21 protein-coding genes and 1 riboswitch are annotated in these 21,576 nt (G+C 43.7%); of the genes, 20 read left to right on the forward strand and 1 reads right to left on the reverse strand.

Annotated features, from left to right (window positions below):
• The first annotated feature begins 24 nt into the window (after positions 1 to 24).
• The 17 genes from HP398_RS18740 (at position 25) to HP398_RS18820 (ending at position 16,669) form a co-directional block, all read left to right on the forward strand.
• On the forward strand, positions 25 to 2,601 hold the full coding sequence (locus tag HP398_RS18740) for a S8 family peptidase (RefSeq protein ID WP_173623357.1): 2,577 nt from the start codon (positions 25 to 27) through the stop codon (positions 2,599 to 2,601).
• A 61-nt stretch (positions 2,602 to 2,662) separates the two neighbouring features.
• Positions 2,663 to 2,764: riboswitch (SAM riboswitch) on the forward strand.
• A gap of 133 nt (positions 2,765 to 2,897) precedes the next feature.
• Complete coding sequence (gene metK / locus HP398_RS18745; RefSeq protein WP_069850900.1) at positions 2,898 to 4,103, forward strand: methionine adenosyltransferase; 1,206 nt, start codon at positions 2,898 to 2,900, stop codon at positions 4,101 to 4,103.
• Between the two features lie 150 nt (positions 4,104 to 4,253).
• Positions 4,254 to 5,270 carry a polysaccharide deacetylase family protein gene (locus HP398_RS18750; RefSeq protein ID WP_017252299.1) on the forward strand — a complete coding sequence of 339 codons (1,017 nt, stop codon included), beginning with the start codon at positions 4,254 to 4,256 and terminating at the stop codon, positions 5,268 to 5,270.
• Complete coding sequence (locus HP398_RS18755; protein ID WP_017252298.1) at positions 5,267 to 6,409, forward strand: sensor histidine kinase; 1,143 nt, start codon at positions 5,267 to 5,269, stop codon at positions 6,407 to 6,409. Before HP398_RS18750 ends, HP398_RS18755 begins: the two co-directional genes overlap by 4 nt.
• A gap of 33 nt (positions 6,410 to 6,442) precedes the next feature.
• The gene (locus HP398_RS18760; RefSeq protein WP_017252297.1) at positions 6,443 to 7,150 is read left to right on the forward strand and encodes a response regulator; all 708 of its coding nucleotides are present in this window, start codon (positions 6,443 to 6,445) and stop codon (positions 7,148 to 7,150) included.
• 70 nt (positions 7,151 to 7,220) lie between these two features.
• Positions 7,221 to 7,586, forward strand: coding sequence for a glycosyltransferase family 2 protein (locus tag HP398_RS18765; RefSeq protein ID WP_017252296.1), 366 nt, complete (start codon positions 7,221 to 7,223; stop codon positions 7,584 to 7,586).
• A 149-nt stretch (positions 7,587 to 7,735) separates the two neighbouring features.
• Positions 7,736 to 9,724, forward strand: a complete 1,989-nt coding sequence (locus tag HP398_RS18770) for an ATP-dependent helicase ComFA (protein WP_173623358.1) — start codon at positions 7,736 to 7,738, stop codon at positions 9,722 to 9,724.
• Positions 9,721 to 10,506 carry a ComF family protein gene (locus tag HP398_RS18775; RefSeq protein WP_173623359.1) on the forward strand — a complete coding sequence of 262 codons (786 nt, stop codon included), beginning with the start codon at positions 9,721 to 9,723 and terminating at the stop codon, positions 10,504 to 10,506. The genes HP398_RS18770 and HP398_RS18775 overlap by 4 nt, the downstream gene beginning before the upstream one ends.
• A gap of 87 nt (positions 10,507 to 10,593) precedes the next feature.
• Positions 10,594 to 11,022: a TIGR03826 family flagellar region protein gene (locus tag HP398_RS18780; protein WP_106838056.1), complete on the forward strand. Its 429-nt coding sequence runs from the start codon at positions 10,594 to 10,596 to the stop codon at positions 11,020 to 11,022.
• A 110-nt stretch (positions 11,023 to 11,132) separates the two neighbouring features.
• Positions 11,133 to 11,408 carry a flagellar biosynthesis anti-sigma factor FlgM gene (flgM, locus tag HP398_RS18785; RefSeq protein WP_016742371.1) on the forward strand — a complete coding sequence of 92 codons (276 nt, stop codon included), beginning with the start codon at positions 11,133 to 11,135 and terminating at the stop codon, positions 11,406 to 11,408.
• Between the two features lie 72 nt (positions 11,409 to 11,480).
• Positions 11,481 to 11,972: a flagellar protein FlgN gene (locus tag HP398_RS18790; RefSeq protein WP_173623360.1), complete on the forward strand. Its 492-nt coding sequence runs from the start codon at positions 11,481 to 11,483 to the stop codon at positions 11,970 to 11,972.
• A 12-nt stretch (positions 11,973 to 11,984) separates the two neighbouring features.
• Positions 11,985 to 13,472 (forward strand): flagellar hook-associated protein FlgK, encoded by a 1,488-nt coding sequence (gene flgK / locus HP398_RS18795; RefSeq protein ID WP_173623361.1) that lies wholly within the window; start codon positions 11,985 to 11,987, stop codon positions 13,470 to 13,472.
• A gap of 17 nt (positions 13,473 to 13,489) precedes the next feature.
• Positions 13,490 to 14,392 (forward strand): flagellar hook-associated protein FlgL, encoded by a 903-nt coding sequence (gene flgL / locus HP398_RS18800; RefSeq protein WP_017252290.1) that lies wholly within the window; start codon positions 13,490 to 13,492, stop codon positions 14,390 to 14,392.
• A gap of 19 nt (positions 14,393 to 14,411) precedes the next feature.
• Complete coding sequence (locus HP398_RS18805) at positions 14,412 to 14,990, forward strand: DUF6470 family protein (protein WP_017252289.1); 579 nt, start codon at positions 14,412 to 14,414, stop codon at positions 14,988 to 14,990.
• Positions 14,991 to 15,003: 13 nt separating this feature from the next.
• The gene (locus tag HP398_RS18810) at positions 15,004 to 15,420 is read left to right on the forward strand and encodes a flagellar assembly protein FliW (protein ID WP_017252288.1); all 417 of its coding nucleotides are present in this window, start codon (positions 15,004 to 15,006) and stop codon (positions 15,418 to 15,420) included.
• A gap of 11 nt (positions 15,421 to 15,431) precedes the next feature.
• Positions 15,432 to 15,683: a carbon storage regulator CsrA gene (gene csrA / locus HP398_RS18815; RefSeq protein WP_017252287.1), complete on the forward strand. Its 252-nt coding sequence runs from the start codon at positions 15,432 to 15,434 to the stop codon at positions 15,681 to 15,683.
• Positions 15,684 to 15,847: 164 nt separating this feature from the next.
• Complete coding sequence (locus HP398_RS18820; RefSeq protein ID WP_069850869.1) at positions 15,848 to 16,669, forward strand: flagellin N-terminal helical domain-containing protein; 822 nt, start codon at positions 15,848 to 15,850, stop codon at positions 16,667 to 16,669.
• Between the two features lie 147 nt (positions 16,670 to 16,816).
• Here the strand turns inward: HP398_RS18820 and HP398_RS18825 are convergent, their stop codons facing one another.
• Positions 16,817 to 18,286: a hypothetical protein gene (locus tag HP398_RS18825; RefSeq protein WP_017252285.1), complete on the reverse strand. Its 1,470-nt coding sequence runs from the start codon at positions 18,284 to 18,286 to the stop codon at positions 16,817 to 16,819.
• Between the two features lie 115 nt (positions 18,287 to 18,401).
• Between HP398_RS18825 and HP398_RS18830 the strand changes: the two genes are divergently transcribed.
• The 3 genes from HP398_RS18830 (at position 18,402) to HP398_RS18840 (ending at position 21,572) form a co-directional block, all read left to right on the forward strand.
• Complete coding sequence (locus HP398_RS18830) at positions 18,402 to 18,950, forward strand: serine O-acetyltransferase (RefSeq protein WP_017252284.1); 549 nt, start codon at positions 18,402 to 18,404, stop codon at positions 18,948 to 18,950.
• Positions 18,951 to 19,114: 164 nt separating this feature from the next.
• Positions 19,115 to 19,720, forward strand: coding sequence for a DUF8042 domain-containing protein (locus HP398_RS18835; protein ID WP_017252283.1), 606 nt, complete (start codon positions 19,115 to 19,117; stop codon positions 19,718 to 19,720).
• Positions 19,707 to 21,572 (forward strand): motility associated factor glycosyltransferase family protein, encoded by a 1,866-nt coding sequence (locus tag HP398_RS18840; protein WP_017252282.1) that lies wholly within the window; start codon positions 19,707 to 19,709, stop codon positions 21,570 to 21,572. Before HP398_RS18835 ends, HP398_RS18840 begins: the two co-directional genes overlap by 14 nt.
• Positions 21,573 to 21,576 lie beyond the last annotated feature (4 nt).

Below are 21,576 nucleotides of genomic sequence, written 5' to 3' on the forward strand. Positions count from 1 at the left end.
GGAGAGAAGGAAGGACTGTTTTACATGAAAAGATCAGTGAACATGTCAGTGACTGTTACATTAATGGTCACGCTCATTATGGCAAACAACCAATCAGTCTTCGCAGCAGCACCTCCGGCATCCAATGACTACTATTTGACCAACCAGCTACATCTAAGTCAAATTAAAGCAGATAAAGCTTGGCCAACGGTAAATAGCAATGAGCAGATTATTATTGCTGTATTGGATACTGGGGCAGATTATAAACACCCTGATTTAAAGGGCAACCTTTTACCTGGTGTGAATCTCGTCAATGCTGGGAAGTCAGCACAGGATGACAACGGGCACGGCACAGAAGTAGCCGGTGTTCTTGCTGCTAGTGGAAATAATAATATCGGTGTTTCAGGTGTTCTTTGGAATGCCAAGATTTTACCGATTAAAATCTTGAATAGCAAGGCGTCATCGGATGAAGAACTGATTGCAAAAGGTATCAATGTAGCCTTGGATCGTGGTGCCAAAGTTATTGTGATGTCCTTTAGCAGTATGGCTTACTCCAAGTCGTTGGCAGCTGCTGTACAACGAGCGGAGAGAAGTGGAGCCGTTTTGGTTGCAGCAAGTGGTAATGAAAGTAGCCGTGTGGCATATCCAGCTGCCTATCCAACAGTCGTAGCGGTAGGGGCTGTGAGGAGTAACAATGAAGTCTTGTCTCAGGCAAATACGGGGCCGGAACTGAATTTGGTGGCTCCTGGGTTGAATGTATACACAACGAAGCTAGGGGGAAAATACGGCTCGTTTAGTGGTACTTCAGCAGCGGCACCGCAAGTAGCTGGTGCAGCCGCGCTCATTCTCGCTCGGCACCCTAATCTCAGTCCATTTGATGTGAGGCAATTGCTTTATCAAACGGCTACTGACTTGGGGGAGAAAGGATGGGATCGGAAGACTGGATACGGCTTGTTAGATGTCAACAAAGCAGTGAAAACGGCACTTTCTTACGACTTTTTAGAACCGAATGATTCTCCTTCCAAAGCGAAGGCGTTTCCGATTGAGTCACAAATACGCGGCAATTTGGGTCCAAAAGATACCGTAGATTGGCTGAAGATGGACATCCCTTACGATGGAAAGGTCAGCTTTACGGCTACAGTAACATCGGGTATTTCTTCGGCGGTGGCTGCTACCTTTTACCCTGAGAATCGTCAACCGATTACACAGTACTTCGGGAATGGCGATACGATAACGGTCCCGGTCAAGGCAGGAAGTATGAACATCCGCTTAATGCGCAATGGAGGCGTCAACAACGCTTTTAACTACGTGTTGACGAGTAAATTTACGATCAACCCTGACCGAAATGAACCGAACGATACACAAGAAACGGCCAGACCGCTTGTAGGGAACCAAATCAGTGTAACAGGCAATTTTCATGATGAAGGCGATCAGGATTGGTTCTCTTACTATGTTCGCGAGTACGGGCATTTAGATGTCACTGTAAGCCCTGACAACAAGAGAGTGGATCTGTTGCTGGGTCTTGGCAAACAAGCGCCTGGTCAAAAAGCAGTAGTCTGGGATCCTCTATACGATAATGGGACAAGGGACAATCCGACAGAGCGGGTCAGTAAAGAGGTGTCCCCGGGTAAATATTACATCCGTGTGAGCGAGTATTCGCGAAATGCAGTCAATGGCGAATACCAGCTGGATTTGGGGTACACGCCAGTTAAAAAAGATTTCAATGAGCCGAATGATACCTATCAAAAAGCGTCTCCGTTAAGCGGTGGGACAGTGATGTCAGGAACAATTCCGACAGCAGCTGATCCCGACTGGTTCCAATTTACTGTCAATAGCGAATCATATGTGACATTCCGAGCGCCGTATATTCCTGTGGATAGTGGCTTTCGTTTCGCACTCTACAGCGATCGAAACATGAACTATGCGCTTGCTTCGACGAATGAGGTAGCCGAGCTTTCCAATAGTGGGAATGAAGTTATCGGTTTGCGCTTGCAGCCAGGAAAATACTATGTACGCCTCAATAGTGGTACTTCGTTCAAATATGATTCCTACCGACTCACGGTGACGCAGCAGAAATTGATAGCGGGCTATCGAGATATTTCGGACCACTGGGCGCGCTCAGAGATCGTCAGACTTAGCTCTCGCGATATTGTAAATGGATTCAATGATGCTTCGTTCAAGCCGAATCAGGCAGTGACCCGTGCAGAGTTTGCGACGATGCTGCTTAAATCGATGCGTGCGACCGGTTCCAAGGTAGCGACTACCTATACAGGAAACACGACCTTCCGGGATATGAAAAAGCGGCACTGGGCGTATCACAACCTAGGTGTAGCCTATCAATTAGGAATTTTGAAAGGGTACCCGAAGAATGAAATGAAGCCGGATCAGCCGATATCGCGTGCAGAGATGGCGGTCATGATCGCGCGGGCACGTGATGTTTTAATGTATAACCGTGGTACCTCGAATTATCAGGATGTGCCAACGAGTCATTGGGCTTCTCCTGCCATTGAAGCTTTGACATCTAGAAAGTGGCTCAGTGGTTACGGTTCTTCCTTTAAACCGAATGGAAGGGCAACTCGTGCAGAGGTAGTAGTGGTACTTTCTAAGGCCTATCAAATATAAGTAAAATTTTTCCTATTGACATCTCTGAAAAAAACAATTATTCTATTATCCGTAATGGATACTCTTATCCAGAGCAGGCGGAGGGACTGGCCCTATGAAGCCCGGCAACCGATCTAGAGCGGTGCTAACCAGCAGAACGGACATCTGTTCTGGCCGATAAGAGGATGAAGGAAGCAAAAAACGCTCAAACCTTTTCCTCCTAAAAAATGGAAAGGGTTTTTTATTTGCGTTTACGTAGATAAAATCCTGACTCGGCTACCACACTATTTGTATGAGGTCAAAGGAGGTATTTTCTCATGGCTTTGCAAAAAGGTCGTCGTCTGTTTACATCCGAATCTGTAACCGAAGGACATCCGGATAAAATTTGTGACCAAATTTCCGACTCCATCTTGGATGCGATCCTGTCCAAAGATCCAAACGCTCGCGTAGCTTGCGAAACTTCCGTAACTACTGGTTTGGTTCTCGTAGCAGGTGAAATCACTACAAACACTTATGTAGATATCCAAAAGCTCGTTCGTGAAACCATTCGTGAAATCGGTTATGACCGTGCGAAATTCGGTTTTGACGCTGACACTTGCGGTGTTATTACTGCAATTGGCGAGCAGTCCGCTGACATTGCACTTGGTGTAGACCAAGCATTGGAAGCACGCGAAGGCAAAATGACTGACGCTGAGATCGAAGCAATTGGTGCTGGTGACCAAGGTTTGATGTTTGGTTTTGCTTGCAATGAAACACCTGAGCTGATGCCACTTCCAATCAGCATGTCCCACCAATTGGCTCGTCGTCTGACTGAAGTACGTAAAAACGGAACACTTGCTTACCTCCGTCCTGACGGAAAAACACAAGTAACCGTTGAGTACGATGGCGACAAACCAGTTCGTATCGATACAATCGTTATTTCTACCCAACATGCTCCTGAAACAACTTTGGAGCAAATCAAGCAAGATCTGGTTGAACACGTAATCAAACCAGTTGTTCCAGCTGAACTCTTGGACGCTGATACCAAATACTTCATCAACCCAACTGGCCGTTTCGTAATTGGCGGACCACAAGGGGATGCTGGCTTGACTGGCCGCAAAATCATCGTAGATACTTACGGCGGTTATGCTCGTCATGGCGGCGGTGCGTTCTCCGGTAAAGATCCGACAAAAGTTGACCGTTCCGGTGCTTACGCAGCTCGTTATGTAGCGAAAAACATCGTGGCTGCTGGCCTCGCAGACAAATGCGAAGTACAAGTTGCTTACGCAATTGGTGTAGCGCAACCAGTTTCTATTGCAGTAGATACATTCGGCACAGGTACGATTTCCGAAGAAGCTCTGGTGAAATTGGTTCGCAAACACTTCGACCTGCGTCCTGCTGGTATCATCAAGCAGCTCGACCTGCGTCGTCCTATCTACAAACAAACAGCTGCATATGGCCACTTCGGACGCAATGACCTGAATGTTCCTTGGGAGCAAACAGACAAGGCAGAAATCCTGAAGCAAGAGGCTGCTCAACTGTAATATCATGAATGACATAAAAAGAGCCTGGTGTTGCTACTGGGCTCTTTTTCATTTTAGGAGCAAAGTCATCCAATTATTGGGCCAATTGTTGCACAGGAATTTGTAGGACTGTGTCGAATCTCCTAGTGAGGAAGTAGAGGAGGGGTTTTTTTGCCGAACAGAAGGCTCTTCCTGATCGTGTTTCTTACTTTTTTGTTTTTTGCAGTGGCTATTGGGTTGTTAGGCGAATCTTTTCTGGAAAAAAAGAATAAACAAGAAGTGCAACCTTTTCCCCAAGTGGATACGTCTATAAGCATAAGTGAGACAAAAAATGCTGAGCCAAACGTCACACTAATTGAAGAAGCAGCGGTTCAAACGAAAAAGTGGTATAACAATCAGGTTGTGGTTTTGACGTACCATCATGTCACGGATCAATCGAATCAGCGGTATGTCATAGCTCCTGATCAATTTGCCCGACACATGAAATTTTTGCATGATAACGACCTGAATCCGATTTCGTTGGATGAGTTCCTCCGATTTATGGAGACGGGTACCTTACCGACTGAGAATGCTGTTTTGATTACGTTTGACGATGGGTATGAGAGTTACTACACAGAAGCATTTCCGATCTTACGTACATACGGCTACCCTTCAGTGAACTTCGCGATTGCGGGGCGCTTAAGAGATGTAGCTGATCGAAAACGGGAGAATATGACGCCACCACTTACGCGTCAACAGGTTAACGAAATGATTCATTCGGGACTGGTTACAATCGGTTCCCATACGTACAGTCTGCATGAAGAGGAAGAACGAAATAAGTGGGGCGATCTTGGCCCAGAAACAGCTCCGGTCTATCTGAAAGACTTGCAGCGTTTAGAGGAAGAAAAAGAGTACAGGGACCGACTCTATGTAGATTTCAGTATATCTCGCGTTAGTCTAAGCGAATGGATGAAGCAAGAGATCCAAGTCATCTCGTTGCCATTCGGCTACACAAGTCCAGTCGTACTGGAGACAGCTCGTCAAGCTGGCTACCGCTATGTATTTACATCCAATCGTGGATTCGTAAAACAGGGAACAGATCCGTTTGCCATTCCACGCAATGACATGGGACTGCGAGATGTTGAAGAAGAGCACCTCCAACAGTTGTTCACGAAGGCTAAAAATGAGTTTGAAGGAGAGCAATCATGAACAAAGCGATAGACATCAGCGTGCTGGACGGGGTGATCAAGCGAACGATTGAAACCGTAGAAACGAGTAAAACCCAAATATTTGATATAGCTGAAAACGCCAGACAGCATGGCAACTCATTGAAGTTTGATTTACATGAACTTCGACAAGAAATTTCCAAAGTGATTCAAAAAGTCGATGCACTTGAACTCGCGTATCGCAAATCGCGCAACAAGCTCGTGTTGGTTAGTCGTAATTTTCATATGTACACGGAGGAAGATATCCGGGTTGCGTATGAAGAGGCGAGCCGTATTCAGGTAGAGCTGTCCATTTACCGCGAACGGGAAAATAATTTGAAGCGCAGAAGAAATGATTTGGAGCGTCAACTGCGTACCTTGGAAGAAACCATCGTCCGTGCAGAAAAGCTTGTTTCTCAAATGGGCGTTGTGCTAGGTTACTTGACGGGTGACTTAAGCAAGATAGGCGAGGCGCTGGAATCGGCTAAGCAGCATCAGTTGATGGGCTTAAAGGTAATCCAGGCTCAGGAAGAAGAGCGCAAGCGTGTCGCACGCGAAATTCACGACGGTCCAGCTCAATCGATGGCGAATGTCGTGCTGCGTTCGGAAATTGTAGAGCGCATGTTGAAGAACGAGCGCATTTTGGAAGCGCAAATGGAACTGCACGAGCTGAAGGAAATGGTACGCTTGAGCTTGGCGGATGTTCGACGTATTATTTTTGATTTGCGTCCAATGGCATTAGATGACTTAGGGCTAGTACCTACCTTGCAAAAATATATTCAAACGTGCGAAGAGCGTATTCAGTCTTCCATCGATCTGGTAGTATTTGGTGTAGAGCCTCCTTTGCGCAGTTCGGTAAAGGCTGCGATCTTCCGTTTGGTTCAGGAATGTCTGAACAATGTGGAGAAGCACGCAGGCGCTACGACAGTTCAAGTGAAGCTGGAATTTGTACAAGATTCGTTAAGTCTTATCGTCAAAGACGATGGGGTTGGGTTCGATCTGGAAAAACGCATGGCGAATGGCAACTCTTTTGGACTCTTGGGAATGCGTGAGCGTGTACAGCTCTTAGAGGGCAGTGTTGAGCTGCAATCGGCTCCGGGAGAGGGAACCAAGGTTATATTCCAAATACCGATAAAATTGTGACATGATACGTAAATAAGTACTGGGGGATGAACCATGGATAAGAGACAGCAAGAACTCCGCATCGTGATTGTAGATGACCATCAATTATTTCGCGAAGGCGTAAAGCGAATATTGGAAATGGAAGAAGATTTCAAGGTCGTCGGGGAAGGTGCGGACGGAGGAGAAGCCACAGTATTGGCGGAAGAGCACAAGCCGGATGTCTTGTTGATGGATATTAACATGCCGAACATAAATGGCGTTTCTGCTGCAGAAAATGTGATTTCGGTAAGCCCTTCTACTCGTGTGATTATGCTCTCGATTCATGATGATGAGGGATATGTGTATCGTACACTCCGCGCTGGAGCGTCTGGCTACTTGCTGAAGGAAATGGGAACGACAGACCTCGTTGATGCTGTGCGTGTAGTGGCGAGTGGTGGTGCATACATACATCCGAAGGTGACGGGCAAGCTGATTGAAGAATTCCGTCGTCTGAGCGAGCAGGAAGGGACGGCAGAGCGTAGCTTCTCCGTAGATGAATCGCAAGCCATCGATCCAAAAGTGATCGAGTCGCTTACCCGTCGCGAGCGGGAAGTATTGCAGCTGATGGCAGAAGGGAAAAGCAATCGTGCCATTGGGGAATTCTTGTTTATTAGTGAAAAGACGGTTAAAAATCACGTTAGTAGCATTTTGCAAAAGCTGAATGTGCAAGACCGGACACAAGCTGTTGTCATCTCCATTAAAAATGGCTGGGTGAAACTGTAGGAAGCGCTTCCTATTTGCACGCTGTTCAAGCCGTGCGGCATACCTTGGTATAGGAGGAGGTATGACCGTGATGGAAGAGCTGATTGTATGGCTTTTGGCAGCATTTGGCTGCTCCTCTTTGTTGGTAATGATCGCGGAGCGCTGGACCAATCGGACGGATAGCGCGAGCGAGCTCCCGCATGAGCATTATCGGTTGCTGGTGCGCAATTCGGAACAGGTGCTGGAACGTGTAGTGCGGAGTCTGCTGTTTCGCTCGTATTGGAGTGGCAGACCTATCCGAATTACCTTGATAGATGATGGATCAGACGATGATACGAAACAGATGACAGCTGTCTTGAATCGTTATCCGTACGGACAATGTTTGGGAGACGGACAGGAGGATATGGCGGCTGGAACCATCGTCATTGATCTGCGGGAGAAAAAAGAGGGAGCATAAAAGTTTGTTAAGCGTAAATATTACGAGCTGTCGACAATAGATCGGCGGCTTTTTTATTTTTCTACGGCATGATTTTGGTTCCGAAATTTATTTGCCGGACCTATCTGTCTTTTTGCACACTAAGGGCAAGAGGGCGGGGGAGTGAGCGTATGCGTGAGTATTTGCTATATATCAAAGCTTGCGGCGGATCAATACCACAGGTGCAGACTTATGTTACGCCGAGCTTTTCTGTAGATCGTTCTTTTTGGCAGGAGAGAGAAGGATGTGTCCTGCATGTCATCGGGAAGACATCGTCGCTTGCTCTGGCCTTTTCCTTGCGTGCAAAGGTGAACGGGTATTTGATGGAACAAGTCGGCAAAGGACGGATGCTGACTGATGGATATGTAAAAGAGTTGAGAGCACTGGCGGTAAGTAGCGTGTGCGAAGCGAGCAACTTATATGGAAGGGAAGCAGCGAGTGTACAGGACCGCCGAGAGCAGAGGTGGTTTTCTTGGGAGTCAATCGAGGAGAGTGTGGAAGTTTCTTATGTAGGTAGCAAAGAATCGGGGAAATTGCCGGGTGCTCGGTTGGGCTTTTTGGGTGGTCACGAGCTTCTTCGAAGGAGCTCATCTCGGGTGAATATACAAGAAGCTGTTTTGAGAGAGATTTTGGACGGGCGTGCGCTCCTTTGGGATGAAGTGGAGTCCTTGCTGAAAAAGCGAGGGGTGGACGTGCATGATTTGTCAGCCATTTTGCATGCATTCGTGCTTGCAAACAAAGCGGAATGGCGACCTGGTATTCGTTTTACGGTCATAAATGGATGGTGGCGCAATCGGTTGGAGTTGGTCTGTGAACGTTGCGGAAGCGCAGGAGAGCAGGTGGAGTTTACTTATTGTCATACGTGTGAGCAAGGGTGCGCTTACTGCACAGCTTGTTTGGGGATGGGCAGGAGTAAGTGTTGCACTCCGTATTTTTTAATGGATGTAGGAGAATCTCTTATCCAAAGCGCAGACCACTTGCAGAACGTGGCGAGATTGGAGTGGGCGGGGAAGTATTCGGCAGATCAATCGCGGGCAGCTGAGCGAGCGCGTTGCTTTGTTGCCAATCCGAGACCAGGGCTATCGGAGTTTTTGATCTGGGCAGTTTGTGGAGCGGGCAAAACAGAGTTGTTATTCCCTTCGGTTACAGAGGCACTTGCTGCTGGCGGTCGCGTTTTGATTGCGACACCTCGAAAAGACGTCGTACTAGAGTTAGCCCCGCGTATTAAGCGAGTCTTTCCCGGGGCTAAAGTGATTGCTGTTCACGGTTCGAGCTCAGAGAAGTGGGAAGAGAGTGACATCACGATTGCGACCACGCATCAGGTCATGCGCTTCCATCGGCGTTTTTTGCTGGTGGTTCTCGACGAGGCGGACGCGTTCCCTTATCATAATGATCCTATTTTGTATCGCGCTCTATCCAGAGCGGTGAAAAAGAGTGGGAAGCTCCTCTATTTAAGTGCAACACCTCCGGGATATTTGCAAAAGCGGCTCGTTAGAAAAGGATTCTCAACCCTAGACTCGTCTGGGGCGATACCGCTATTCTCAGATACACATGTTCTGTTACCTGGACGCTACCACGGTGCTACGCTTCCTGTCCCCAAGATTCTCACGGTACAAGGCTTACATAAGCGCGTTCAGACGAATCGAATTGTGGCACCGTTTATAGAAGCGGTGAGTAGTTCTCTGAATGAAGGCCGACAAGTTTTTGTTTTTGTCCCGCGAGTTGATGAAATTGACAGGGTGCTATCATACCTTCAAAAGTGGCTTCCTGCTCACGCGGGGGAGATGGCCGGTGTTCATGCGGCAGACCCTATACGGGAGGAAAAGGTACTCGCATTTCGAGAAAAATGTTATACCGTCATGGTGACGACTACGATTCTAGAGCGAGGTGTGACCATACCGAAGAGTGACGTAGTAGTGGTAGGCGCGGAGGCACCTGTATTTGACGAGGCATCATTGGTGCAGATAGCAGGACGAGTAGGGCGATCCGTTGATGATACGTCGGGTAGTGTTTTATTTTTGAAAGCAGAACGCGCTACTTCTCCAAAGCGGGCCGTCAGACAGATATTACAGATGAACAGCTTGGCTCAAAGGCTCGCGGAACAAAGAGGCCTTTCGTGATTAGTGGGATGTGTGTCCGTTGTGGTGGGCGTATCGCAGCTCTCCAAAAGGAATCGGTCGTTCGTGAAAAGGCACGACAGCTATCCGATCAGGCGAGCTATCCGGTCATCTACCGCATGTTAAAAGGGATTGTGTTGTGTGGAGTCTGTCTTGATGCTTTGTCGTTGATTGGGGATGATATTTGCCGGCAGTGCGGGCGTGACAGGGAGTTGCAGGCTAGTATCGGCAACGAAGGGCTATGCCGGGATTGTGTTCATGGAGAAGATGATCAGATATTGGTGGCAAATCGGAGTTTGCTTCGCTATGAAAAGGGAGAGAAGGATTTGCTCGGATTGTTTAAATACCGCGGTGATGAGCGGCTAGCTTTATACTACGGTACGCTTCTCGCCATTACGGTTCAGCGTTATTACAGGTCTTTGGGGTTTACCTGTATCACGATGGTTCCTTTACATCCACAACGATTGCGGGAACGCGGCTTCAATCAGGTTGACCTGCTGGCCCAGCATTTAGGAGCGGCAATCAAAATTCCTGTCAAACCGTTGCTTCTCAGGACGAAGGATACCCCAAAGCTGAGCAAGCAAAAAGGGCGCGCAGCTCGTCACGAAAGCATGCGCGAAGCTTTTGTGTGGGATGGGGTGAATGTGCCTGTGCCCTCTACTGCTAAAATCCTGCTTCTTGACGATATTTATACAACTGGTTCGACGTTGCGTTCGTGCGCGAAAACAATCAGAGAACATTTGGGGCCAAGCTGTGAAGTATATTCCTTGACAATATACCGATAGCCAGTTTGGAAAAATTAAGCTATGATGTAGGCATATAACGGATGTGGAACCGTATGAACTTTCTGAACGGAAAAGGGGTTGTCCGATATGTCTATGGGCAAGTTGGCAAACTGCTCGCGGTGTGATGCTGTATTTGTACAAGCAGTCCGTGACATTTGCCCCAAATGCTATAAAGAAGTGGAACAAGAATATGAAGCATGCGCCCAGTTTTTACGCAAGCGTGAAAATCGCGGAACGAATATTCATCAAGTGAGCGAAGCCACCGGTGTGAGCGTGAAGCAAATCACGAAGTTTATCAAGGAAGGGCGCATTTCGGTTGCTGGAAGTCCAAATCTTGGTTATCCATGTGAGCGCTGCGGTTTTTTGATTCGAGCAGGCAACATATGCGAATCTTGTCTAAAAGGCTTGAAGCATGAAATCACGCAACAAATCGAGGTAGAGCAGCGATTGGAGGAGTTCCAACGCGCCGATCTGGCTAAGGCAGCTTATCGAAGAAAGCAGAATAGTGACGAATAGTTTTGCGCAAAAAAACTAATCGTACATCATGAAATTGCCGATGATACTACTAAGAGGTGTCATCGGTTTTTTCTATGAAAAGACCGTTGGTATGAGAGGATGGTAATCAGATGCGGATTAATGAACCTAACCGTGTCGGGATGATCAATGCTTACAACAAGACAGGTAACAACCAGGTAGGCAAAAGCGGTAAAATCCCGATGGGCAAGGATGAAGTAAACATTTCCACAGAAGCGCTTGAAATGCAGAAGCAAGTAGAAGATGTCAACTCTCCACAACGTCGGGAAAAAGTGGAGCAGTTGAAGAAGCAAGTGGAGGAAGGAAAATATCACGTCTCAAGTGAGCGGATCGCTGATAAGCTCCTGTCCTTTTGGAAAAAGCTGTAACACAGATCTGAAGAGGACCTTTTGAACAGCCTCTTTAAATAGTTTTCGATGGAAGATGAGGAGAAGCAAGGAATGGACAGACTCTACGATCTGCTCGACAACTTGATCCAGTTGCACAAAGCCTTGTACACCCTAGCCTCGCACAAGAAAGAAGTGCTGGTAAAAGGGAGTGTGGATGAACTGGTAGCCATTACACGCCAGGAGCAAAAACTGATCAAGGGCGTCACAGAAGCTGAAGCAGCCCGCCAACAAGTCGTAAAAGAACTGACAGCACAGAAGGGGTTTGCGCTGCAAGAAGGCACACTGGCTGAATTGATCAAGTTGACGACCAGTGCGGAAGAGAAGATGCGACTCACTTCCTGTCGTAATGAGCTAAGCCGGATTGTGACCGAACTGCGCGATGCTAACGACCTGAATCAGCAGTTACTGGAGCAATCCCTTTCTTTTGTAAACATGACGCTCGATCTGATCACAGATACCCCCGAGGACGACTTCATCTATGGAAAGCCGACCTCGGATACGTATCGTCAGGCTAATCGAACTTTTTTCAACAAAAAAGCGTAAAGAGGTGTCGAAATGCGCTCTACTTTTCATGGAATTGAAGTCAGCAAACGCGGCTTGTTCGCTCAACAATCCGCGCTAAATACAACGGGACATAATATCTCCAATGCGAATACGGAAGGATACAGTCGCCAGCGCGTGAATATGCAGGCTACGACTGGTTTGCCTTATGTAGGGATGCAAGCGAGTATCGAGCCGGGATTGCTCGGTACGGGTGTGCAAGCGACTAGTATTCAGCGTCTGCGAGAAGAGTTTTTGGATATTCAGTATCGGAACGAACACAAACGTCAAGGCTACTGGGATGGTCGTTTGGAAACGTTGGAGAAACTGGAAGGCATCATGAACGAGCCTTCTGACACTGGCTTGCAAAAGGTTATGGACCAAATGTGGCAAGCATGGCAGGACTTGGCCAAAGACCCGACAGATACATCGGCTCGCGCAGTTGTTCGGGAACGAAGCAAGGCAGTAGCGGATACGTTTAATACACTAACCAATCACATCAAGGAAGTACAAACCGATCTCAACAACGTGGTCAATGTAAAAGCGATGGAGATCAACTCCTTGGGTCAACAGATTGCTAACTTGAACAATCAGATTGCAAACGTTGTACCGCATGGTTATCAGCCAAACGATCTCTATGACCAACGTGACGTATTGTTGGATAAGCTCTCCAAACTGGTGGAGATTCGTGCAACTCAGTCAACAGCTGGTATGGTTAACGTGACCATTGAAGGTCGTGAATTTGTTACTGGAATTACATCGCAGCCGGTAGCTACTGTACAGAATCCAGCTACGGGCCTGAGTGACATGACGCTGGGTGGGGCGGCGTTTGTGCCGACAACCGGCTACATGGCAGGAACCCTCCAATCTCGTGATCAGATCGTGCCGAACATGCTGAAACGCTTGGATGTTTTGGCTGTGAATCTGACGAAGGAAATCAACGATCTGCATCGGGCAGGACGAAGCTTGAGTGATATTAACAATGGGACTGTACAGGATCTGCCTTTCTTCGTGGATGCGAATTCACTGGCCGCTAATCCAGTGACCAAAGATTATCCGAAAGGTGCATCTAGCCTCGTTATTAACCCAGAGATCATGAAGAGCCTAGATGCGATCGCGGCAGCACAAGAAGAAGCAGGTCGTACTCCTGTAGGGAATAACAAGAGCGCTCTCGCCATTGCATCGGTTAAGTTCAAGGTATTGGCTGCAGGCACTGGCCCTAATGACTTGGCAGAAAGCTCTACGCTGGATAACTACTACCGCTATACGATCAGCCAATTGGGTGTCGATGCCCAGGAAGCCAAGCGTAATCAATTGAACTCCGAAATGCTCGTTGGTACTGTTGACAATCAGCGACAATCTGTATCAGGTGTTTCTATTGATGATGAGATGGCAGAAATGGTGAAGTATCAGCATGCATACAGCGCATCTGCACGTGTCATGACAAGCATGGACGAAATTTTGGATAAAGTCATCAATGGCATGGGCCGAGTTGGCCTCTAATTAGGAGGGTATAAAAAATGGCGGTACGTGTAACGCAGAACATGCTAAATAGTAATATGCTGCGGAATTTGCACAATTCCATGCGTAACATGGATAAGCTACAAGATCAATTAGCATCTGGTAAGAAGATTGCAAAACCTTCTGATGATCCTGTTGTAGCAGCACGTGGTATGTTTTATCGATCTTCATTGATGGAGAATGATCAGTATAAACGGAATGTGGATGAAGCAAAGTCTTGGTTAGATATGACGGATAGTACGATGGATGAAGTTGGAAATGTTATTAAAAGAATCAAGGAGATCCTAGTTTATTCTGGGGACGGAGCTATCTCGCCGGACGATTTGAAAACCATGGGTTCCGAGGTGCAGGAGCTCAAAAATCATCTAGGAACACTTGCTAATCAGCAGATTAACGGGAAGTATATATTTGCTGGTACAGATACTAATAAAGCTCCATTTGACCCTACAGCTAATGCGGGGAAAGGCGATTTCGTAAGTACAAACAGCTCCCTTATCAACTTAGAAGTGAGCCAAAATGTTTTTGTGACATCCAATATTAATGCACAAAAGATTTTTAACTTCCCTGATAACGCAAACAATATGTTTAAAGTGCTTGATAATGTTATTACTGAATTGAGTAATGGGAGAGGTGCGTCTCAATTCATAACAGGTATGGACCAGCAGTATGATAAATTACTGGCAGAGAGAGCCTCATTGGGAGCTAGTGTTAACCGGGTAGAACTTATCGCAGATCGATTAAAAACTCAAGATGTTAGTATTACAGAATTAATGTCAAAAAATGAAGATGCAGATATGGCAGGAGTTATGACGGATCTCAAAATGCAAGAAAGTGTACACTCAGCTGCACTTGGATCAGGTGCACGGATTATTCAGCCAACTCTGCTTGATTTTCTGCGATAGGTAATTAGGGGGTAGTGTGATGCAAATTCCTCAACTAAGGATGGAAAGCACATTTGCTCAATTAGGTTTAAACATAAATAAACCTGTACAATCGATCAAACAGCCCCAAGCGGAAATGAACCTTAGTCAGACACCCGCTGAACTTACAATTGTGCAAGGTAAGACAAAATTACAGATCGATTCTAGTCAAGCTAGAGCAAACATTGGGATTATGACATCTATGCAATTTAGTGATACGAATGCTGCTTATGGGCGTGAGAAATGGCTACAGTCGATCTCCGAGAAAAGCCAAGAAGGCGACCGATTGATGAGAATATATACTAAAGAAAATGCTATTGCTCAAATAGGTAGGGAAAAAGGATTGAGAGTATTGGAGGGAGGCTACCGACCACCGTCAACATCTAACGATGAGGGTGTAGATGTTAGCTTCCAAGCTGTCCCAGCTACTATTAATGTGAAGCGAAATGGAATGAGTATTCATCCAGTAACTAGACCTCCAGAGCTTTCCTATACACCAGGTAAAATAGAACCATATATGATACAATATAATAGTTTGAAGATTAGTGTGGTTGGTAGCCAGCTAGATAAAATGATGTAAGTGAGGGGATAACATGAACGAAAACCAACAAGTCGAATTGGGTAAGCTGTTTTTTGAGGATGGTATCCCTGGTTTTTCCCATTTGCAGTTTTTTCAGTTGGTACAGGAAGAGGAAAGCCCCTTTTTTTTGATTCAATCGACAGAAGAAAAAGATGTTGGTTTTTGGGTAATAAATCCGTTTTCATTCTTCCGTACCTATGAATTTTCGCTTTCGTCCGGGATAAAAGAGGCATTGCGAATCAATGAACAGACTCCAATAGCTATTTTTTCTATCATAACCGTACGGAATGATAATCAAGTTACTGCAAATCTAAAAGCTCCAATTGTTGTCAACTTATCTAATCGTATGGGGAAACAAATCGTTTTACAAGAAGAAGTGTATTCCATTCGGCAACCGTTGTTTGAGCAACAAGCAGCGGATTTTGAATAGGTGGTGTTCACATGTTGGTCCTTTCTCGAAAGAAAAATGAATCAATTATGATAGGTGACACCATTGAAATTAAAATTATTTCTGTGGATGGAGAGCAGGTGCGAATTGGAATTGAAGCGCCTAGGAATCTAGACGTGTATCGAAAGGAAATATTTGATGCGATCCAAGAAGAAAATCGCCTTGCGATAAAGAGTCAAATACAGATGCCAGCAGCAGTAAAACAGTTAATGAAAGAGAATAAGGTAAAAAAAGATGATAATTAGATCATCTTTTTTTTGTTTAGGAAAGGAAAAAACTACTTAATAATCCAATCGTACTATCCGATAACATAAAAGTAGGGATTAAGTCACAAGCACGTGACTGTAGTTCCATCTAATATCTAGCAGTCACATGGACGTGATTGTCGACAACTCAAGGAGGAAAGAACATGATTATTAACCACAATATTTCTGCAATGAACACACACCGTCAATTGGGCGTAAACACAGGTAGCTTGGCAAAAAACGTGGAAAAACTGTCTTCTGGTTACCGCATTAACCGTGCTGCTGACGACGCTGCAGGTCTCTCTATCTCCGAGCGTATGCGTGCACAAATCCGTGGTATGGAACAAGCTTCCCGTAACTCCCAAGATGGTATCTCCCTGATCCAAACAGCAGAAGGTGCACTGCAAACCGTTAACAACATGCTTGTTCGTATTAAAGAACTGGCTACGCAATCCGCGAACGGTACGTATGATGACACGAATGACCGTGCTCGTCTGCAAGAGGAATTGTCTGAGCTCTCAAAAGAAATCACTAACATTAAAGATAAAACAAAGTTCAACGGTATCAATCTGTTGGCAAACACTGGCGACGAAATTAAAATCCAAATCGGTCAAGAAGCAGGACAAACCTTGTCTCTCAATACTGCAAACTTCTCTATTGCTAATGTAGCTACAGCAGTAGGAGCTTGGAGTTTGGGTAGTGCAGGCGCAGCATCTACTGTACTGGGAAGCATCGATGATGTAATCAACCTGGTGAGCAAAGCGCGTTCTTACCTGGGTGCGAACCAAAACCGTTTGGAAAACACGATTAACAACCTGAATATTACTACGGAGAACCTGACAGCTGCAGAATCCCGTATCCGCGATGTGGATATGGCAAAAGAGCAAATGGCGTTCACGAAGAACAATATTCTTACACAAGCGTCTCAAGCAATGTTGGCTCAAGCGAACCAATTGCCACAAGGCGTGCTGCAATTGCTCCGTTAAGATCTGTTGCAGTTTCATTGATAGACTTCGATCACTCGAAGTCTATCTTTATTTTCTGCTACGAGTAAGTGTCAGATTTTTAATAGGAAAAAATGAAAGGCTGCCGATAAAAATCGGCAGCCCATTATTTAGGGTTATTTAATTCTTTTAGAAGCCATGCTCTAATGTATATGAGCCATTAAGGTTACTGATCATTGTAAAGCAGTATAACCCGCCGTATTCACTATATACTGTGAAATATCCATACGTATTATTTAAAAATTCCTGTGCATTAGGGAATAATGTTCTTATATTCATTCCTTTACTAAAATTCTCAGCATGCTCTTCATAGAGTATAGTAGTTTCTATGAATGTATTCTTGTCACTAGAGTACAAACGAATGTTTAACGTAGTGCTCTCTGTAGACTTATATATTTGGGGATTATCTACAATAATTAGTTTTGAATGGTGAGAGAAGCTACTTACGCACAAGCACCACCACAGTTTTTTGGGGGGCCTCAAGCAAGTCATAACCCCGAGGCTGCACTCGGCTGGGAGCAATCCTGTATCATTTTCACAAACTAAACCGGTAACGAGACGTGTTGGCAGTACCCCGTTTTTTTTCTTGAACGTTAACGACTGCTCTCCTTTGACTGGTATTAAAACCTGCTCCCCTGTTTGAAAATCTTTTTGATTATTTAGGTAAGAAACTTCGTACGATCCTGGATCAGAATCAGGATAAATGATAACGTATTTATCATCCACATCACAATCAGGCACATTCATGTAGGCATGAATATCATCTATATCAATTTTATCAGTGCCATGATTCGAGTAATTAAAGTTTGAATGAGTAATCTGATAATCTAAACCATCTAGTGACTCATTCCCCACTAATAGCCTTGTAAAAGCATCCGAAACAGCAAAAGAAATATTGGCATTCGCTACTTGACCAACTAACCAGTGAGACAAATCTGGAAAATAATCAGAGGGGTAAAGTTTTACTGTGCTATAAGGTAAAAGGCTAGGCAGCTCTATGAGAGTTTGGCGAATCTCGTTGTTTGGTCCTGTTATACGGAGAGTAATCGTTTGATTATCTTTTGCTTTGCCCCCATTATGGAAAACGCAAAATGAGCGAACGGTAGCAGTATCACGAAGGGTCCAGCAAGACTCTTCTCCTTTCGTTATGGTCTGACCTTCTTCTATTTCATATGGAGAATAGGTTCGTGAATAACTATGGACCATAGAAATGCTCTGTTTTGTTTCATAAATGGCCATGATAGCAGCGTAAGGGATGTTTAAATTTTTGGTACTAAAGACTTCAATTTCAATACTTCCCTCAAAAAATGAATGCAGCTGTAGGTCGGGAGAGTAATTAATAACCTCGCCTTTTTCAAAGGAAAGTTCTTCTCTTTTTATTAGAGTACCAGCCATATCACGAGTTGAAGCCACAATAGCAACTTCGATTCCTCGTTTTAACTTCCAATAGTTCATGAATGAGAGAGTTGTTGAAATATCAGGAGCGGACTTATAGTAAAAAATTGCCGAAGATCGGAGTACCAAACCAAATTTTTTGTTAAAATTATCGCGTTGGGAAATGATTATTTTATCATTTTTTTCAAGTATATCTTGCTGCATGGTGGACCTCTCCTTTAACGGGATTGTTACAGTAAGTAGCTACTACTATTTCTTTCGGCTTAAATTGAGTTCCTTTGTATAATGAAATTATTAATACATTTTTCGGGGGAAAACAATGTTAAAACTACTAACGATTGTACGAAATAATTTTATGATTGACCCTCAAATAGTAAATTCTCAAAAAGTAATAGAGTTATTAGAGTCTGACTTATTTATGACTCCCGAAGAATTGGCTGTACATATTTATATGGTTCAAAGGAAAGTCATTGATTATTTTGGCGAATCAAACTCCAAAGAATTGTTACAAGTGCTAAGCTATATACAGCGAATGTATACTCAAATAGAAATTTATTACTCCGCCGAAATAGGCAATAACTTAAAAATTATTCATGGGCTGGGTACAGTTATTGGAGCACGTGTTGAAATTAGGGATAATGTGACTATCTATCAAAACGTCACTTTAGGAGATAAAGGTGATGGAAGTAGAAGACGTCCTAGAATCGAGGACAACGTAACAATTTTTGCAGGCAGTAAGGTTTTAGGCGGTATAACTATCGGAGCGAATTCTATTGTTGGCGCTAATTCAGTAGTATTAGACTCATTCCCAGAAAACTCGATTATTGCTGGAAGTCCAGCTCGACTGATAAGTACTACTCGGAAATAAAAAAGGCTTGTAATGAAAAGTAACCGTGTTCGTCAATAATGAACATGGTTACTATCTTATTTCAATGACATAAATTACTAAGAAAAAATCACAAATTGCTTTTAACTTATCAGTTGAATTTCGCCGATAAAATAAACAGAGTGTGATTATGGGAGGCGTACAATATGCGATTGTCTATTATAGACGAGGAATATATTTTTGAAAATACAAGTTCAGCCATGATGCAACTTCTAGAAGTTATCAGCGCTAAAATAAATGAAAATGACCTTCTCGTAAGTCATCTTACAGTTAATGGTGTAGAAGTGTTTTCGGATTTCGAGAGTTACTTAAATGAAAATTTATCAGATGTCGAAACAGTAGTTGTTTATACAACGAACTCAAGTAAACTAGTTAACGAAATAATGCTATCTACTGAAGAATACGTGAATAGAGCAATTCCACAAGTAAAAAGTCTGTCTGAACAATTTTATCAGGGAGCGACAAATGATTCATGGTTAGCATTTGGCGAAATGTTAGAGGGATTGCAATGGTTCCAGCAGACTTCCCTGTTTATTCAAAATCAAGCGTTTCAACCAGAATTGTTGAATTTTGCAGCAGAAACCTTAGATTTTACAGATGAGTTAAGAAGTCTTGAGGAAGCCGTAGAACAGCAGGATGTTGTTTTAATAGGCGACATCATTCTCTATGAAATACTCCCGCAATTCGAGGAAATATCCGCTAAGATTGGCGAAATAAACAGTAATGAGGTATTAGATAATGTTATTAATTGATAATATTACTTTCTTAAAAAAATTCTGCCCGACTACTTGGCAGTATATAAAAGATAGGGAAGAACACATCAGGCATGAGAATATCCGTGTTGAAACAACCAAAAATGAAAAACTTACGATTGTAGTAAAGACTGAGACGGGATGGAACTACCTTCACAGTAAATACAATCCGGACGCTGAAGCAGAAAAAATTCTGAACGAGAACACAAATTATGCAGGAAAACATGTTTTCTTCTATGGGATTGGCTTGGGATATCACGTTGAAGAATTTATTCGCACAAACCCTGAAGTAACTTTTAGTATATATGAACCTAACCTCGAAGTATTTTATGGACTTTTGTCACACAAGAAAATATCGGATCTAGCCAATAAACATACAAAGAATATATTTGTAGGTGAAGATAAATCAAGTCTCTCTCAAAACCTTCAAAACTTTATTAACTCTGTAAATGAAGAAGTTATTTTTGTGATTCTTCCTAGTTACGAGAGAATATTTAAAGAACAAACCATACAGTTTATCGAAGAATTTCGTGATAAAGTTTTCAATAAGCGTGCAGGTATAGCAGCTAATAATTTTTACGAAAAATGGATTCCAATTAATGGCATAATCAATCTGCCTACAACATTTAAAACGCCGAATATACTTCATGAACTTCCACAAGAATTTAAGGGGAAGCCTGCCATACTAGTTGCAGCTGGTCCATCCCTTGATTATGAGTATGAAAACCTACGTTACATTAAGGATAACGGGTTAGCTTATATTTTTTCAGTAGGTTCTTCTATTAATTCGTTAATAGAAAATAATATTTATCCTGATGCTGCTTGTAGTTACGATGGAAGCCCAGAAAATCACCTTATTTTTAAAAAGGTAGTGGAACTTGGGATAACAAATATACCTTTAATCTATGGAAGTATTGTCGGATATGAGACAATTCGCCAATATCCTGGACAACTACTAAATTTCTTAGTAGGAAGAGATGTTCTTGCTCCCCTACTATTGAAAAGAGAAGACGGTAAAAAATTAGATTACGTTGATAACTCAAAGTCGATCGCAATCATAACTTTACAGATGTTGTATAAGTTGGGTTTTAATATGGTTGTGTTAGTAGGGCAAAACCTTGCATATTCAAAAGACCGTTGGTACTCAAAGGGAGTTGAATTTTACGGGGAAATAAGCGAACAGCAAAAGAAAGATGCAATAGTTGTTAAGGATGTAGAAGATAACGATATATATACCAACAGAGGATTAGATGTATTTAGGAAGGAAATGGAGTTTTATGTTAATCAATATCATGATCTAGAGGTAATTAACACAACAAAGGGCGGGGCAAAAATCGCAGGTACAAGCTACCAACCTTTAGAACAGGTAATTGCGGAACGTTTAACGAAGAAGCAAATTGTAAATGAAAACTGGCTTACAAAGAAGGAAATCAACTTTGATAGTGGTTACTTTGAAAAACAATTTGAATGGATTTTGGAACAGCAATTAAAACTAGAAAATAGCTACGATTTACTTGAGGATACTTTAGAAGAAATGAAAAAGGCAGTTAGCTCAAAAAATCTTAAAAAACTCGATAGATTATTTACAGAGTTTGATCGGTTATTTGATAAACTGCAAGATAATAAAGTGTATTTACTACTTATTCAGTCGATGAATACAAATACCTTTGAGACCATCCTGAAAATGTTTCAAGAACTTCGTTTTAAAAAAGACCCAATTGTGAAAGCAGAGAGGGTTATTAATGAGTTTGGTTCTTATCTTTCTTCTTGCCGAGCTGATCTAGACACTGTAAAGAAGTTACTTGAGTCTACTTCTGAAAAAATGAACGAACTCATGCAGAAAATTGAATAATTTG

The organism is Brevibacillus sp. HB1.4B (assembly GCF_013284285.1).
GTDB classification, from domain to species: Bacteria; Bacillota; Bacilli; order Brevibacillales; family Brevibacillaceae; genus Brevibacillus; species Brevibacillus porteri.

Bases quoted from the DNA above. Each gene is read 5' to 3' on its own strand.
- HP398_RS18780 (WP_106838056.1), top strand. From the start codon at position 10,594: ATGTCTATGGGCAAGTTGGCAAACTGCTCGCGGTGTGATGCTGTATTT.
- flgK (WP_173623361.1), top strand. From the start codon at position 11,985: ATGCGCTCTACTTTTCATGGAATTGAAGTCAGCAAACGCGGCTTGTTC.
- HP398_RS18755 (WP_017252298.1), top strand. From the start codon at position 5,267: ATGAACAAAGCGATAGACATCAGCGTGCTGGACGGGGTGATCAAGCGA.
- HP398_RS18805 (WP_017252289.1), top strand. From the start codon at position 14,412: ATGCAAATTCCTCAACTAAGGATGGAAAGCACATTTGCTCAATTAGGT.
- HP398_RS18770 (WP_173623358.1), top strand. From the start codon at position 7,736: ATGCGTGAGTATTTGCTATATATCAAAGCTTGCGGCGGATCAATACCA.
- csrA (WP_017252287.1), top strand. From the start codon at position 15,432: ATGTTGGTCCTTTCTCGAAAGAAAAATGAATCAATTATGATAGGTGAC.
- HP398_RS18835 (WP_017252283.1), top strand. From the start codon at position 19,115: ATGCGATTGTCTATTATAGACGAGGAATATATTTTTGAAAATACAAGT.
- flgM (WP_016742371.1), top strand. From the start codon at position 11,133: ATGCGGATTAATGAACCTAACCGTGTCGGGATGATCAATGCTTACAAC.
- HP398_RS18810 (WP_017252288.1), top strand. From the start codon at position 15,004: ATGAACGAAAACCAACAAGTCGAATTGGGTAAGCTGTTTTTTGAGGAT.
- metK (WP_069850900.1), top strand. From the start codon at position 2,898: ATGGCTTTGCAAAAAGGTCGTCGTCTGTTTACATCCGAATCTGTAACC.
- HP398_RS18790 (WP_173623360.1), top strand. From the start codon at position 11,481: ATGGACAGACTCTACGATCTGCTCGACAACTTGATCCAGTTGCACAAA.
- HP398_RS18840 (WP_017252282.1), top strand. From the start codon at position 19,707: ATGTTATTAATTGATAATATTACTTTCTTAAAAAAATTCTGCCCGACT.
- HP398_RS18830 (WP_017252284.1), top strand. From the start codon at position 18,402: ATGTTAAAACTACTAACGATTGTACGAAATAATTTTATGATTGACCCT.
- HP398_RS18825 (WP_017252285.1), bottom strand. From the start codon at position 18,286: ATGCAGCAAGATATACTTGAAAAAAATGATAAAATAATCATTTCCCAA.
- HP398_RS18760 (WP_017252297.1), top strand. From the start codon at position 6,443: ATGGATAAGAGACAGCAAGAACTCCGCATCGTGATTGTAGATGACCAT.
- HP398_RS18820 (WP_069850869.1), top strand. From the start codon at position 15,848: ATGATTATTAACCACAATATTTCTGCAATGAACACACACCGTCAATTG.
- flgL (WP_017252290.1), top strand. From the start codon at position 13,490: ATGGCGGTACGTGTAACGCAGAACATGCTAAATAGTAATATGCTGCGG.
- HP398_RS18765 (WP_017252296.1), top strand. From the start codon at position 7,221: ATGGAAGAGCTGATTGTATGGCTTTTGGCAGCATTTGGCTGCTCCTCT.
- HP398_RS18740 (WP_173623357.1), top strand. From the start codon at position 25: ATGAAAAGATCAGTGAACATGTCAGTGACTGTTACATTAATGGTCACG.